This window comes from Candidatus Omnitrophota bacterium, from assembly GCA_028717245.1.
In the GTDB taxonomy this organism is placed as follows: domain Bacteria; phylum Omnitrophota; class Gorgyraeia; order Gygaellales; family Profunditerraquicolaceae; genus JAGUYA01.
In genome coordinates this window covers 21,187-36,619 of sequence record JAQUOD010000012.1, presented here as the reverse complement: position 1 = coordinate 36,619, position 15,433 = coordinate 21,187, and the positions used below count along the sequence as shown (strand labels likewise).

Sequence of the window (15,433 nt, the reverse complement as noted above, 5' to 3'; positions counted from 1 at the left end):
ACTTTAAGAACGAACGCAGCCTTAACCTTTGGATATTTGGCCTTATTAAACACATAAACCTAAGGCCGATTCAACAACCTAAGAGGATGCTTCAATACGAAAGTGCGAAATAATCCTTGCATTACTGGATGAAGAGCGGGGTTGACATAACCTGAATTATCCTATATAATTATAAAACTATGGAACTAAACGAGATTATCGCGCAAAGAAAAGCTAAAGTCGCCTCCCTGAAGGCAAAAGGCCTGAGTTTATATGATAACCGGGCCTTTAGCGGCTCTATTACTATCCAGAAGGCGCTGGATAATTTCCAGGAGGCAGGCGGCGTAAACCTCTGCGGCAGGGTTATGGCTAAGCGTTCACATGGCAAGGCTGTATTCATGGATTTGAGGGACTCTACAGCCAAGATCCAGCTTTATCTTAAAAGCGACATTGTCGGCGAGGATAAGTTTCGGGTCCTTGAAGATTTAGATATCGCGGATATTATCAACATAAAAGGCAAGCTCTTTACTACTCACACCAAAGAGCCGACGGTAAAAGTAGAAGATTTTAGCGTATTGGCCAAGGCCTTGCGGCCGCTTCCTGAGAAATGGCACGGCTTAAAAGATATAGAGCTGCGTTACCGGCAGCGTTACCTGGATTTAATCGCTAATGAAGAAGTAAAGAAGGTCTTCCTGATGCGCTCCAGGATTATGAAGGCAATCAGGGATTTCTTAGACGATAAAGGCTATCTGGAAGTAGAGACCCCGATGATGCATGATATCCCCGGAGGCGCGGCGGGGCGTCCTTTTAAGACACATCACAATGAATATGGCATAGATTTATATTTAAGGATTGCCCCGGAGCTGTATTTGAAACGTTTACTCGTCGGCGGCCTGGATAGGGTTTATGAAATCAACCGCAGTTTCCGTAACGAAGGCGTATCCACAAAGCACAACCCGGAATTTACCATGCTGGAGGTATACTCGGCCTATGCGAATTATGAAGATATGATGGATTTAGCCCAGGATTTAATCGTTACTTTGGCTAAGCAGATATGGGGCCAGACAAAATTCACCTATCAGGGTAAAGCTATAGATTTAACCCCGCCCTGGCAGAGGCGTTCTTTTGCGCAGACCGTAAAGGAAAAATTCGCCATTGACCCTGCGGATGAGGCAGGAGTGATGTTAAAAAAGTTGCAGGATAAAGGTTTTGCCAAGGGCGCAGGGAGGCTGAGCCGTTCGCAGGTGGCCAAAATAATCGAGGATATATTAGAGCAGGAGATGAACCTTAACCCTACTTTTGTTACGGATTATTTTACTAATTTATGCCCTTTAGCCAAGACCAAAGAAGGTAATCCCTTAATCTCAGAAAGGTTTGAGTTGTACGTAGGGGGGGTAGAGATAGGTAATGCCTATTCGGAATTAAACGACCCCCAGGAACAAAAGAGGCGTTTTCAGGAAGAGATTAAAGAAGGCGATACTGCCGAGAAGAAGAATGTGGACGAAGATTATGTTTTGGCATTAGAGCACGGCATGCCGCCCGCAGGCGGTTTAGGCATAGGCATAGACAGGCTGGTGATGTTGTTCACCGACCAGCCATCGATTAGGGACGTGATTTTATTTCCTTTACTCAGGCCGGAAGCAAAATGAAGGCTGAATTATTCATCAGCTGGCGTTACCTGCTTACAAAAAGAAAAGAAAAATTTATTTCTCTTATCAGTATCATTTCCGTCTTGGGCATAGCCATAGGCGTTGCGGCCTTGATTGTGGTGATCGCAGTAATGTCGGGTTTTGATAATGACCTGCGCGAGAAGATAGTCGGTAATTATTCGCACATAACGCTGACGGGTTTTAAGGCTATAGATAGCGCGGAATACGCCGGGATAGTAAAAAAGATTTCCGAGAATAAACACGTCAAAGGCTCAAGCCCTTATGTGCAGGGCCAGGTCTTGTTAAAGGAAGAGAACCGCCTTCTTGCCGTCGGCATCAAAGGTATAGACCCCGATACGGAAGGCTCGGTTACCAAGATAGAAAAATATATTATAAGCGGGGATATGCGTAACCTTAAGCCGGACTGCGTAATCATCGGCAGGGAATTAGCCGCATACCTGGGCTTAGGTTTAAATTCAGAATTGTTGACTTATTCTCCTTTTGGCAAAGAGCGTATTTTAAGGGTTGTAGGCATATTTAATTCAGGGATGTATGATTATGACCTGAACCTGATTTTTACTAATCTGAAAACGGGACAGGAGATATTGGGCCTGGGTGATGCCTTTAGCGCCGTAGCCATAAAATTAGATAATATTTATCTGGCGGATAAGATAAGGGGCGAACTTAGCAGGACGCTGGGTTTTGATTTCAATTTAAAAACCTGGATGGAAGTAAACCAGAATTTCTTTGCCGCCTTAAAATTAGAGAAGATCACCATGTTCATCATCCTGACTTTGATAATACTGGTTGCTTCTTTCAATATCATCAGCACGTTGATAGTGATGGTGGTGGAGAAGACTAAGGATATCGGAATATTGAAGGCAATCGGCATGACCCCGGCAAAGATAAGAAACATATTTACCATTGAAGGCCTGACTATCGGAATATCGGGGATTTTATTGGGTACGGCAAGCGGTATGGCGCTATGCGCCTTATTAAAAAGATACCAGTTTATAAAATTGCCGCAGGATATTTATTATATAGACAGATTACCTGTATCCATAGAATTCTGGCCGGATATTGTCTTGATTATTCTCTCAGCCATGGCCATTACCTTGATTTCAACTATTTATCCTGCAAGCAAGGCGGCAAAATTAAAGCCGGTTGAGGCATTAAGGTACGAATAGTAATAGGTGGTAGGTTGTAGGTGATAGGTCATGGGAATAAGACCTAAGACCTAAGACCTAAGACCTAAGACCTAAGACCTAACATGCTACAAGCTAAGAATATACATAAGGTTTATTATAACGGCAATAAGCAATTAGAAGTATTAAGGGGCGTAAATTTAAACATAGATAAGGGTAAGCTTATAGCCATCGTCGGGCCTTCAGGCGCGGGTAAATCTACTCTGTTACATATCTTAGGGGGATTGGATACGCCGACAAGGGGTGAGGTTATTTTTGAAGAGAAGAATATCTATGCCTTAAACGAAACAGAGCTTTCCGGTATAAGAAATAAGAGGATAGGTTTTGTCTTTCAATTTTATCATTTATTATCAGAATTTACCGTTTTAGAGAATGTGCTCATGCCTGCGTTGATAAATTACGAGTTACGAGTTACGAGTTACGAGTTACGAAAAAAGGCATCCGGGCTTTTGGAACAGGTAGGATTAAGCGAAAGGTCGGAGCACTTCCCGAATCAGCTTTCCGGTGGAGAGCAGCAGAGGGTAGCGATTGTGCGGGCGTTGATAAACAAGCCAAGCCTGCTCCTTTGCGATGAACCCACGGGTAACCTCGATTCTAAAACAGGCGATGAGATAACCGCATTGATAAAGAAGATAAGTTTAGAGAACCGGATGGCCGTTATCCTGGTAACGCATAACGCGGAATTGGCAAAGATAGCGGATGCCGTATATCAATTAAGAGATGGAATATTGGTAAATTAGTGTCAAGGTGTCATTGTGTCAAAGTGTCAAAGAAAAACTTTGATACCTTGATACCTGATACTTTGATACGCTTAGCTTAAATTGGAGGTTATACTATGAAAATCTATATCAATGGCAAATTTTATCCGAAAGAAGAAGCGAAGATTTCTGTATTCGACCATGGGCTTTTATACGGCGACGGCGTCTTTGAAGGTATCCGTTCCTATAGCCGCCTGGTCTTTCGGCTCAAAGAGCATATCAACCGGCTATATGAATCCGCGCACACCATTATGCTGGAGATTCCCCTGACAAAAGAGCAGATGATTAAGGCAGTAGTGGCGACCCTGCGTAAGAATGGGTTAAATGACGCATATATCCGCCTGATTGTTACCAGGGGCGAGGGCGACCTCGGCCTTGACCCGCGTAAATGTAAGGGAAAGGCTAGTGTTATCATCATCGTTGACAGAATCATGCTCTACCCAGCAGCACTTTACAAAAAAGGCATGGAGATGATTACGGTTTCTACCACCCGTAATTCCCATGAGGCCTTGAATCCGCAGATTAAGTGCCTCAATTACCTGAATAACATTATGGCCAAGATAGAGGCAGTGCATTTGGGCTATGAAGAGGCGTTGATGCTTAACGAGCAGGGTTATATCGCAGAGTGCACCGGCGATAATATCTTTATCATCAGCAAGGGTGAATTATATACGCCTCCGGAGTGTATGGGCGCCTTAAGGGGCGTGACGCGCGACACGGTGCTGGAAGTGGCTAGGCGTTACAAGATCCCCACGCACGAACATGTTTTTACGCGCCATGAATTATACATTGCTGACGAATGTTTCCTCACCGGTACGGCCGCGGAGATTATTCCCATAGTTAAGGTAGACGGCAGGGTCATCGGTTCCGGAAAACCGGGGAAGATGACTTTAAGCCTGACCAAAAAGTTCAAAGGCCTGACTAAAAAATTAGGCGTGAGGTATTAAGTATGCTTTGCGATATTTGCAATAAGAATCCCGCTACCGTACATTTGACCGAGATCATTGACGAGCAGATGAACGAACTGCATCTGTGCGAAGAATGCGCGCATCAAAAGAGCGCGCAGATGGAACAGCAGTTCGGGCTGAGTGACCTTTTAGCGGGCCTGGTAGATTTTGAGAAGCCTGCCAAAGATACGGCAGAGGCTGTAGCGGTAAAATGCGCAAACTGCGGCCTCACTTACGCGGACTTTAAAAAGATAGGCCGGCTCGGATGCGGCGAGTGTTACAGTTCCTTCAGGAAATACCTGGGGGTGTTATTGAAGAAGATCCACGGCTCAAACCAGCATATAGGCAAGTCTCCTATTAAGGAGCCCGTTAAAGTTGTCAGGAAGAAGGTGGACCCGCAGGAATTACGCCGCCGGCTCCAAGAGGCAATTGAGGCAGAGGCATTTGAAGAGGCGGCAAAACTTCGCGACCAGATTAGAGAATTAGAAAGAAAACAGGGTATGTAGTAGACAGCAGGTAGCATGTAGGTACAAAATATGGAACTGAATGACCTTTTAAATCACACCAGCGAATGGCTCAAGGATACAGGCCCCTATTCGGACATTGTTATCTCCAGCCGCATCCGCCTGGCCAGGAACCTGGACAAGGCGCCCTTCCCGCACTGGGCGGACAAAAAACAGGGCGAGCAGGCCATGGCCACAATCAAGGAGGCTTTGGATAATATCCCCTCCTTAAAAAAATCGCTCTTTCTTAAATTAACGGACCTGGATAACATCGATAAACAATTTTTGGTTGAAAGGCATTTGATGTCCTTAGAGCATGCCCAGAAGACAGATAGCAAGGCAGTAGTCATAGACGAAGAAGAAAGAATCGCCATTATGATTAATGAAGAGGACCATCTTAGAATGCAATATATGCAGTCCGGGCTTAACCTCTTTGATGCCTGGGATAATCTTAATAAAATAGACGACAGCCTCACCCAGGGATTAACTTTTGCATTCTTACCGGAGTGGGGTTATCTTACTGCCTGTCCTACTAATGCCGGCACAGGCATGCGCGGGTCAGTGATGTTGCATTTACCGGCTTTGGTTATGGCCGGCCAGATTAACCGCGTATTAGCGGCGCTGGCTAAATTAAGCTTTACTACGCGCGGGTTATACGGCGAAGGCACCCAGGCCACCGGTAATTTTTTTCAGATCTCTAACCAGGTTTCTTTGGGCCACAGTGAGAGTGAAATCATAGAAAATATTAATGCCATTATTAACCAGATTATTACGCAGGAAAAACAGGCCAGGGAAGTAATGCTTTTTAAAAATAAGGCTGCCCTGGAAGACAGGGTAAACCGCAGCGTGGGTATCTTAAAAAGCGCTCACATCATCACCAGCCAGGAAACCATAGAGCTTTTGTCTCTGGTCAGGTTAGGCTCGGATGTGGGGATAATCAAGGAACTCAGCCGCAGCGCGATAAATGAATTATTTATTATTACCCAGCCGGCGCACCTGCAGAAATTAGAGAATAAAAAGTTGACCAGCCAGGAAAGGGATGTCAAGAGGGCAGACCTGATTAGAGAAAAGTTAAGCGTATAAGTATCAAGGTGTCAGTGTGTCAAAAAAGATTTGATTTTGACACTCTGATACTTTGACACTTTGATACAACTAAGTCTTTTAGGGAGGAAAACAATGTTTAATCGTTTTACGGAGAGGGCAAGAAAAGTAATTATTTTAGCCAAGGAAGAGGCCAGGCGCTTTAACCACGATTATATCGGCACAGAGCATATTCTTTTGGGCTTAGTCCGGGAGGGGGAAGGAGTAGCTGCGGCCGTCTTGCAGAAACTGGGGGTTTCTTTAGAGAAGATCCGCCTGGAGATTGAAAAATTAGTGCAGCCCGGGCCGACCACCCAGATTATCGGGGACATACCTTTTACCCCCCGTGCCAAGAAGGCGTTAGAATTGGCTGCCGAAGAAGCACGCGCATTAGGGCATAATTATATCGGTACGGAGCATCTTTTATTGGGTTTAATCCGTGAGGGCGAAGGCATGGCCTCGCAGGTATTATTGAATATGGGTATGGATTTGAATACAGTCAGGAATGAAGTGATGGAACTCTTAGGTTCGGCATTACCTAATTTTGGTCAGGGCCAGCAGGCAAAGACCAAGACCCCTGCCCTGGATGCCTTTGGCAGAAACCTGACTGACTTAGCCAGGGATAATAAACTCGATCCGGTTATCGGCCGGCATAATGAAATTGAACGGGTCACCCAGATCTTAAGCCGGCGCACGAAAAATAATCCGGTTTTATTAGGTGAAGCAGGCGTGGGTAAGACGGCAATCGTAGAAGGACTTGCCCAGTCTATTATTGCCGGTAATGTGCCGGAAATACTGCGTAACAAACGCATTATCGGTTTAGATTTAGCGCTTATGGTTGCGGGGACAAAATACCGCGGGCAATTCGAAGAAAGAATTAAAGCAGTGATGGAAGAAATAAAACGCTCACAGGACGTGATTATTTTTATCGATGAGCTGCACACCTTAGTCGGCGCCGGAGCAGCGGAAGGCGCAATAGATGCCTCTAACATTTTAAAACCCGCGCTCTCCCGCGGGGAAATGCAGTGTATCGGCGCTACCACTATGGATGAATACAGGAAGTATATCGAGAAGGACGCGGCATTAGAGCGCAGGTTCCAGACGATCATGGTTGAGCCGCCGTCTGTGGAGCAGGCCATTGAAATACTTAAAGGGCTACGGGATAAATACGAAGCGCACCATCGGGTGACCTTTAAGGATGAGGCCTTGGAAGCAGCGGCAAAGTTATCCGAACGCTATATCTCCGGCAGGTTCCTTCCGGATAAGGCAGTAGATTTAATTGACGAAGCAGGTTCGCGCGCCAGGTTAAATGTTTTAGTAGTGCCTCCGGAGATTAAAAAGCTGGAAGAAAAGGTAGAGAATATCAGAAAAGAAAAAGAGGCCCTGATCAAAAGCCAGGATTTTGAGAAGGCAGCTGCTTTAAGGGATCAGGAGAGGCAGGTGCGCCAGGAATTGGAGCAGTTAAACCGGGAATGGTCGCAGGCCAAAGACAAGATGCGGCCTGAGGTAGGCGAAGAAGAGATTGCCAAAATTGTTTCTCAGTGGACGGGTATCCCTATCATCAGGTTGGAAGAAAAAGAGAGCGAGAAATTATTAAAAATAGAAGAAGATTTGCATAAACGCGTGGTCGGGCAGGAGGAGGCGATCTCTGCGATTGCCCATGCTGTCCGGCGTTCGCGTGCAGGCATCAAAGACCCCAAGCGGCCTATTGGTTCGTTTATATTTTTAGGCCCCACCGGCGTAGGCAAGACCCTTTTAGCCCGTGCCCTGGCTGAATTTATGTTTGGCGACGAAGACGCGCTTTTACAGTTAGACATGTCGGAATATATGGAGAAGTTTAATGTCTCCCGTCTTATCGGCGCCCCTCCGGGATACGTAGGTTATGAGGAAGGCGGCCAGCTTACGGAAAAGGTCAGGCGCCGTCCTTACGCGGTTATCTTGCTGGATGAAATTGAAAAGGCGCATCCGGATGTATTCAATTTACTCTTACAGGTATTTGAAGACGGCCGGCTCACCGATAGTTTCGGCAGAAAAGTGGATTTCCGCAATACCGTGATCATCATGACTTCTAACGTGGGCGCGGAGTTAATCCGTAAAACCGGCTCCCTGGGTTTTAAGACGCAAAAGGAAGAAGTCACTTATCAGGAAATGAAAGAAAAACTGTTGGAAGAAGTAAAACGTACCTTTAAGCCGGAGTTCTTAAACCGTATAGACGATATTATAGTTTTCAGGCCCTTAGTGAAAGAGGATTTGGAGCGTATTATTGATATCGAAGTGAATTTTGTGGCGGATAGATTAAAAGAACATAATATCGCGTTAGAGGTGAGCCAGGAAGCCAAGGATTTCCTGATTGAAAAGGGTTTTGACCCCGTATTCGGCGCCAGGCCCTTAAAGAGGACCATACAGAGGTTCCTTGAAGATCCCCTGGCCTCTGAGATAATCTCCAAGAGGTTTAAAGAGGGTTCAAAGGTGAAAGTAACGCGTAAGAACCAGGAGCTGATTTTCGAAGAATGAAAAATATACTATTTACCGCAGGCAGTAAAATTGTGACATTCTTTTCTTTTTTGGGAGGCTTAGTTACTTTGGCGTCTCAGACTTTCTATTGGATATTTATCCCGCCTTTTAAAAAAGAGCGCATCTATGAGCAGTGTGAAAAAGCAGGAGTGGAAAGTTTCCCCATCATTTCCCTGGTCGCCTTTTTTATCGGCGTGATTATGGCTCTGCAGACTGCTTACCAGATGCAGCGGCTGGGTGCAGAGATGTATATCGGCAGTATTGTCGCGCTTTCTATGGTCAGGGAATTAGGCCCGGTAATTACTGCCCTGGTAGTTGCCGGTAGGGTGGGCGCCTCCATTACTGCCGAGATTGGCTCAATGCAGGTCACTGAACAGGTAGATGCCCTGCAGACACTGGCTACCAATCCGGTAAAATACCTGGTAGTCCCGCGCTTTCTAGCTTTGAGCATAATGTTACCTATCTTAACGTTATATTCTGATATCATCGGTATATTCGGGGGGTACCTTATTTGTGTTTACAAATTGGGCGTCTCTTCGGGGATGTATCGTTATATTACCTTTAGCGCGCTCCTCTATAAAGATTTATTCACAGGGCTTTTTAAGGCACTCTTCTTCGGTATGATTATTGCCTTTGTGAGTTGTTACGGAGGGTTTAACGTGGAAGGCGGGGCAGAAGGCGTGGGTAAGGCCACTGCTTCTTCCGTGGTGACCATGTTTATCATGATTATCGCCTGCGACTGCTTCTTTACCGCCGTATTTTATTTTATTTTTCCATGATAGAGATAAAGGATTTAACCAAATATTTCGGCAAACACAAAGTCCTGGATAAGCTTAGCCTGACTATTGAAAAGGGCTCCACCTGCGTGATTATCGGCCGTTCGGGCTGCGGGAAATCCGTTTTATTAAAGCATATTGTAGGTATACTGCAGGCAGAGAGCGGGCAGGTCCTGGTTGGCGGCCAGGACATATCCGAATTAAACGAGAAAGAATTAGATATCCTAAGGTTAAAAATAGGGTTAGTTTTTCAGGGCGGGGCGCTCTTTGATTCCTTAACCGTGGGCGAGAATGTGGGTTTTGGCCTTATCGAACACACTAAAATCGGCCAGAAGGAATTATTGGAGAGGATAGAGGAGGCGTTATCTCTGGTAGGCTTAGGCGGTATTGTAAATCTTACGCCTGCGGAGTTAAGCGGCGGCATGAAAAAACGCGTGGCCCTGGCCCGGGCAATCTGCATCAAACCCGAAATCATACTTTATGATGAACCCACCACCGGAGTTGACCCGATTACCGCAGACGGCATAAATGAACTCATAAAAAGCCTGCATGATAAGTTAAAGGTTACTTCCATCGTGGTGACGCATGATATGAAGAGCGCTTATAGGGTAGCGGATAAAATCGCCATGCTCTATCAGGGCAAGATTATTGCCGAAGGCACGGTAGAGGAAATCCAGAACACCGAACACCCCATAGTGCACCAGTTTATAAACGGCCTGTCGCACGGGCCGATAACCGAAACGCTGGGTACCTTTAGATAAAACGGAGGCTATAAAATGATATTCGGCAAATCAAAATTAGAATTAAAGGTAGGGATTTTTGTGTTTGTCGGGCTTTTGATCTTGACGCTCTTTGTTTTATACATCGGGGATTTTAAAACCATGGCCTCGACCTATGAAGTCAGTTTTCTTTTTAACTTCGCCAACGGCGTCAAAATCGGCGCTCCGGTAAGGTTTGCCGGCGTGGATGTAGGAGAGATTAAGGAGATAAATTTTATTCAACTTCCGTCTAAGCCTAAGCCTGTAGTGCAGATAATAGGCCTGGTGAAGAAAGACATAAAGATACCCCCTGATTCCAGTATCTGGGTGAATACCTTAGGGCTATTAGGTGAAAAATATATCGAGATTATGCCCGGGAATGACTTTACTAAATTCGTCAAGCCCAAACAGCATATAGTAGGGGTAGACCCCATTCCTATGCAGGAGGTTTCGGTATTGGCTAAGAACATCGCCCAGAATTTAAACGAGGGTATTGAGAAGATTGTCCATAAGGAAGGCACACTCGGCAAGCTCCTTTACGAAGATAAAATATATAACGAGTTGGATGCCTTGGTTACGGATGTAAGGAAGAATCCCTGGAAACTGTTGATAAAAACAAAAGAAAAGAAATAAGACGATATGATATCGTCTGTGTAATGTGTAAAGCGGGTGTAACGCAAAAGAAAGGTGTAATGTCAAAAACAAAAGAATTTTTTTCCATTACACATTGAACCATTACGCCAACATTACACGTTACACATTTAACGTTACACAAGATATTAGAAGTTTTGAACTATGAAGACAAAGACAGTATTCAGCTGCCAGAATTGCGGCTATCAGTCTCCCAAGTGGCTGGGCAGATGCCCTGATTGTAATAGCTGGAATTCTTTTGTGGAAGAGGATTATGCCGCGCCTTCCTCGAAAACAAAACAGAGGGTAGCGCTCTATAAAGATGAGCCGGTGTTGCTCAAGGACGTGGAAGTCAGGGAAGAGAGCAGGCTTAAGACCGGTATCGCAGAATTGGACAGGGTATTAGGCGGTGGGATAGTCGAGGGCTGCGTGGTATTAATCGGCGGAGACCCCGGTATCGGGAAATCCACGATATCCTTGCAGGTATCTAACCAGCTGACCGGAGGAGGGCACACTGTGCTTTATGTGAGCGGCGAAGAATCCGTGCCTCAGACAAAATTAAGGGCCAAACGCCTGGGCGCAGTTAAGGAAGGCAACCTCTATATAGTCAACCAGACAGACTTATCTTTGATTGTAGAATACATTAAGAAGATTAATCCTGATATAGTCTTTATCGATTCCATACAGGTGATTTTTGACCCTGTGATCAGCTCTTCCCCGGGCAGTGTCAGCCAGGTCAGGGAATGTGCGGGCATACTCACGCAGTTAGCTAAGACTACCGGCACCTCTATTTTTATTATCGGCCACGTGACCAAAGAAGGGACCCTCGCCGGGCCAAGGGTCTTAGAGCACATCGTGGATACAGTGCTTTATTTTGAGGGAGACAGATTCTCCGTCTACAGGATTTTACGCGCCGTGAAAAACAGGTTCGGCTCTACCAATGAAATCGGGGTATTTGAGATGTGCTCTGCCGGCTTGAAAGAAGTCAGGAATCCGTCGGAGATATTCTTATCGGAGAGGCCGCGTGATGTTTCCGGCTCGGTAGTTGTTTCTATATTAGAAGGCAGCCGCCCGCTTCTAGTAGAAATTCAGTCCCTGGTGAGCAAATCCAGTTTTGGTTATGCCCGCCGGCGCGCCCAGGGTTTTGATTACAACCGCTTAAGCCTTTTAGTTGCGGTCCTGGAGAAAAGGATAGGCCTGGCCTTAGAGGCAGAGGATATATTCGTCAATGTTGCCGGAGGGATCAAGATAGAAGACCCGGCAGCAGACTTAGGTGTCGCCGTAGCCATAGCCTCGGCCTTTCGCGGGCAGATCGTCCTTGCGGATACGATATTCTTAGGTGAGATAGGCCTTGCCGGAGAGATCAGAAGTATCTCTCAGGTTATCCTGCGCATAAATGAGGCAGAAAAATTAGGATTTAAACGCTGCCTATTACCCAGGAATAACTATAAAAATCTGGATCCCGCTGGCGAAACTAAGATGATGCAGCGGGATAAAAAAGGCAGCATAGAGTTAATACCTGTTGCTACATTAAGTGAGGCATTGGATATTGCAGCTGCCGGCACTACTGAAAAAAAATTAAAATCAGCAGAGATAAGAGTTAAGGCTTAATTTTAAAAATTATTCAGTGTGTTGGTGGTGCTAAGGAGGAAGGAAGATGTCTTTATTGGCATTGCGTTTTCTTTTTGTAATTGCCAGCGTGCTTATCAGTTATCAGGCGCTGGAACCAAAGGGCTTGGGGTTTGTAGGCATACTTATAGGTATCCTGGCAAGCCTTGTTATCATACTTCTGGAAATGGGGATGCGCCGCGTATCTATGAGGGGGCTCTCTAGCGCGGTATTCGGCCTTATCCTGGGCCTGATTATGACTAAACTAGTGACTGATGCCCTAACCCTTGCTGCGCTTCCTGCCGGAAGTTTCTCGGTGATAAAAGTCACCATCACGCTGCTCTTTTGCTATTTAGGCATGGTTATTGGCCTACGCGGAAAAGATGAATTCAATATCATTATACCTTACGTCAGATTAAAGCGCCAGAACCAGGTAGAAGAACTGACCCTGCTTGATACCAGCGTAATCATCGACGGCCGTATAGTAGATATATGTAAGACAAAATTTCTGGAAAATAAGATTGTTATCCCCAGTTTTATTTTAAAGGAATTACAGCAGATCGCGGATTCTACCGATCCCATTAAACGCCAGAGGGGAAGAAGGGGCTTAGAGATCCTGCATACGCTGCAAAAAGAAATGGGCCAGGATATCACCATACATGAGGAAGAGCTTCCGGATATTAAAGAAGTAGATGCCAAGCTCGTCAAATTAGCCCAAATACTGGAAGCCAAGATATTAACCGTGGATTTTAACTTAAACCGCGTGGCCAGCCTCCAGGGTATCAAGGTATTAAATATAAATGAATTAGCCAATACCCTTAAGCCGGTAGTGTTCCCGGGTGAGCAGATGCAGATTAAGCTGCTCAAAGAAGGCAAAGAGCACAACCAGGCAGTAGGGTATTTAGACGACGGCACGATGGTGGTGGTGGAGGATGCGCGTAAGCTTCTCGGCCAGGATGTCAAAGTAGTAGTGACATCTGTCCTCCAGACCCAAGCCGGCAGAATGATTTTTACCAGGCTAGAGCATAAGTGAAGTTATAATGTATATTACTGCAATAGTCCTTGCCGCGGGAAAGGGTTTAAGGTTAAAGACAAAGCTCTCCAAACCGCTTATTAAAGTTAATTCCCGTCCGCTTATAATTTACTGTTTAGATACATTAAGTAAGCATCCGGCGATCGGGGATATTATCGTAGTAGCCAACCGCAGGAATTTAAAAGATATCTCCCGCCAGATAAGGCGCTACCGCATAGGTAAGATAAAAGATATAGTTTTGGGAGGGCGGCTACGCCGGGTATCCGTGGCGAATGGCCTTCGGGCAATAGATAAAGAGTGCAGCCTAGTTATGGTTCATGACAGCGCCCGGCCTTTTATTGATAAAAAAACCATCTCTTCGTTGATAAAAACAGCAGCAAGGTATGGCGCTGCGATTGTGGGCGTGCCGGTGAAAGCTACTATTAAAAGTGTCAAGTGTCAGGTGTCAGGTGTCAGGTGCGGATTTTTAGTGAAGAAGACATTGGATAGAGATAATCTTTGGGAGGTACAGACGCCGCAGGTTTTTAAAAAGGGCCTGATACTAAAGGCGTATAAAAAATTCGGCAACACTGATGTTACTGATGATGCCTCTCTAGTAGAGAAGCTGGGCAGGCAGGTAAGAGTGGTAGAGGGTTCATATTTTAATATCAAGATAACCACGCCTGAAGATTTGGTATTAGCTGAAGCAATTTTAAAAAGCCATAAGCTTTAAGCCTTAAGCTATAAGCTTTTGCTTACAGCTTATCGCTTATAACTTACAGCCGAAGACTATGTCATGTAGAATAGGTATAGGTTACGATATCCATCGTTTGGTCGAAGGCCGTAAACTATTTCTCGGCGGGATAGAGATCCCCTATATCCGCGGCCTGTTGGGGCATTCTGACGGGGATGTGCTTTTGCATGCGATATGCGATGCATTGTTAGGGGCTACAGGTGAAGAAGATATCGGGCAGCATTTTCCCGATACTGACCCAAAATACCAGGGTATTGCCAGCAGAGAATTATTAAAGGCAGTAGATACTTTAATAAAAAAGAAAAATTACCTCATAAGCAATATAGATACGGTAGTAATTGCGCAGGAACCCATGCTCTCGCCTTTTAAAAAACAGATAGAAGAATCGATAGCCAAGATTTTAGATATCGGAGAAGACAAAGTCAACGTAAAGGCCAAAACTAACGAGGGGCTAGGCGATATCGGCAGGAAGGAAGCTATTGCCGTCTACGCCGTAGTTATGGTAAGGCCCAAGGAGGTCCAATAATGGTTTGCACGCTATTATGGAAGATATTAACCGCTGTTTTCGCGTTAATTATCCTAAAGATTATCCTTATTTCCATATTTTTCTATAGAGAGATTCGCGCAGCGCAGGCCAAAGACCCTGCGGCAAAGAGCTTTCTGGAGGTGCTTTTGCTCTATCAGGGCCTGCACGCTTTAATCAGCCATCGCATCGCGCATTTTTTATATAAAATGCGTTTCTTTCTGATTGCCCGTCTGATCAGCCAGCTCTCCCGTCACTTCACCGGCATTGAAATACACCCTGGCGCTCAGATCGGCAAAGGATTCTTTATTGACCACGGCATGGGCGTGGTAATCGGCGAGACGGCTATTATCGGGGATAATGTACTTTTATATCAGGGCGTAACCTTGGGCGGAACGGGCCTGGAAAAAGGCAAACGCCATCCGACTATCGGTAATAATGTGGTTATCGGTACGGGAGCGAAGGTATTAGGTAACATTACCGTCGGAGATAATTCCTATATCGGGGCAAATGCGGTGGTGATTAAAGACGTGCCGCCTAATTCTACGGTAGTGGGGGTTCCCGGCAGGGTTACCAAGCAGGACGGCAAAAAAATCGATATCAGCTTAGATCACATCCACGTGCTTGACCCTATTATGCAGCAGATGGAAGAGCTAGAGAAACGTATAGAGAAGTTGGAAGATAGAAACAAAAATTAACCCTTTCATTATATAATTTTAGCGGGTCCTGTCTTGGGT

General features: G+C 45.5%; 15 protein-coding genes. All 15 read left to right on the top strand.

All coding sequences use genetic code 11. The features are described 5' to 3' along the window. Nucleotides 1-179: 179 nt before the first annotated feature. The 15 genes from lysS to cysE all read left to right on the top strand — a co-directional run bounded on the left by lysS (nucleotide 180) and on the right by cysE (nucleotide 15,394). On the top strand, nucleotides 180-1,628 hold the full coding sequence (gene lysS / locus PHV44_07020) for a lysine--tRNA ligase (GenBank protein MDD5593013.1): 1,449 nt from the start codon (nucleotides 180-182) through the stop codon (nucleotides 1,626-1,628). Next, complete coding sequence (locus tag PHV44_07015; protein MDD5593012.1) at nucleotides 1,625-2,815, top strand: ABC transporter permease; 1,191 nt, start codon at nucleotides 1,625-1,627, stop codon at nucleotides 2,813-2,815. Before lysS ends, PHV44_07015 begins: the two co-directional genes overlap by 4 nt. Before the next feature lie 83 nt (nucleotides 2,816-2,898). Continuing rightward, nucleotides 2,899-3,573: an ABC transporter ATP-binding protein gene (locus PHV44_07010; GenBank protein ID MDD5593011.1), complete on the top strand. Its 675-nt coding sequence runs from the start codon at nucleotides 2,899-2,901 to the stop codon at nucleotides 3,571-3,573. A gap of 95 nt (nucleotides 3,574-3,668) precedes the next feature. Continuing rightward, nucleotides 3,669-4,538, top strand: a complete 870-nt coding sequence (gene ilvE, locus PHV44_07005; GenBank protein ID MDD5593010.1) for a branched-chain-amino-acid transaminase — start codon at nucleotides 3,669-3,671, stop codon at nucleotides 4,536-4,538. A 2-nt stretch (nucleotides 4,539-4,540) separates the two neighbouring features. Then, nucleotides 4,541-5,044, top strand: a complete 504-nt coding sequence (locus PHV44_07000) for a UvrB/UvrC motif-containing protein (GenBank protein MDD5593009.1) — start codon at nucleotides 4,541-4,543, stop codon at nucleotides 5,042-5,044. Between the two features lie 30 nt (nucleotides 5,045-5,074). Beyond that, the gene (locus PHV44_06995) at nucleotides 5,075-6,124 is read left to right on the top strand and encodes a protein arginine kinase (protein MDD5593008.1); all 1,050 of its coding nucleotides are present in this window, start codon (nucleotides 5,075-5,077) and stop codon (nucleotides 6,122-6,124) included. Between the two features lie 93 nt (nucleotides 6,125-6,217). Next, nucleotides 6,218-8,635, top strand: coding sequence for an ATP-dependent Clp protease ATP-binding subunit (locus PHV44_06990; protein ID MDD5593007.1), 2,418 nt, complete (start codon nucleotides 6,218-6,220; stop codon nucleotides 8,633-8,635). Further along, a complete protein-coding gene (locus PHV44_06985; GenBank protein MDD5593006.1) occupies nucleotides 8,632-9,414 on the top strand; it encodes an ABC transporter permease in 783 nt (260 codons plus the stop codon). Before PHV44_06990 ends, PHV44_06985 begins: the two co-directional genes overlap by 4 nt. After that, nucleotides 9,411-10,172, top strand: coding sequence for an ABC transporter ATP-binding protein (locus PHV44_06980; GenBank protein MDD5593005.1), 762 nt, complete (start codon nucleotides 9,411-9,413; stop codon nucleotides 10,170-10,172). Before PHV44_06985 ends, PHV44_06980 begins: the two co-directional genes overlap by 4 nt. A 15-nt stretch (nucleotides 10,173-10,187) precedes the next feature. Further along, complete coding sequence (locus PHV44_06975) at nucleotides 10,188-10,802, top strand: MlaD family protein (GenBank protein MDD5593004.1); 615 nt, start codon at nucleotides 10,188-10,190, stop codon at nucleotides 10,800-10,802. Nucleotides 10,803-10,964: 162 nt separating this feature from the next. Then, nucleotides 10,965-12,410 carry a DNA repair protein RadA gene (gene radA / locus PHV44_06970; protein ID MDD5593003.1) on the top strand — a complete coding sequence of 482 codons (1,446 nt, stop codon included), beginning with the start codon at nucleotides 10,965-10,967 and terminating at the stop codon, nucleotides 12,408-12,410. A gap of 46 nt (nucleotides 12,411-12,456) precedes the next feature. After that, entirely contained in the window at nucleotides 12,457-13,440 is a 984-nt protein-coding gene (locus tag PHV44_06965; protein ID MDD5593002.1) for a PIN domain nuclease, read from the top strand. 7 nt (nucleotides 13,441-13,447) lie between these two features. Further along, entirely contained in the window at nucleotides 13,448-14,152 is a 705-nt protein-coding gene (ispD, locus tag PHV44_06960) for a 2-C-methyl-D-erythritol 4-phosphate cytidylyltransferase (GenBank protein MDD5593001.1), read from the top strand. A gap of 58 nt (nucleotides 14,153-14,210) precedes the next feature. After that, nucleotides 14,211-14,699, top strand: coding sequence for a 2-C-methyl-D-erythritol 2,4-cyclodiphosphate synthase (ispF, locus tag PHV44_06955; protein MDD5593000.1), 489 nt, complete (start codon nucleotides 14,211-14,213; stop codon nucleotides 14,697-14,699). After that, complete coding sequence (gene cysE, locus PHV44_06950) at nucleotides 14,699-15,394, top strand: serine O-acetyltransferase (GenBank protein ID MDD5592999.1); 696 nt, start codon at nucleotides 14,699-14,701, stop codon at nucleotides 15,392-15,394. Before ispF ends, cysE begins: the two co-directional genes overlap by 1 nt. Nucleotides 15,395-15,433 lie beyond the last annotated feature (39 nt).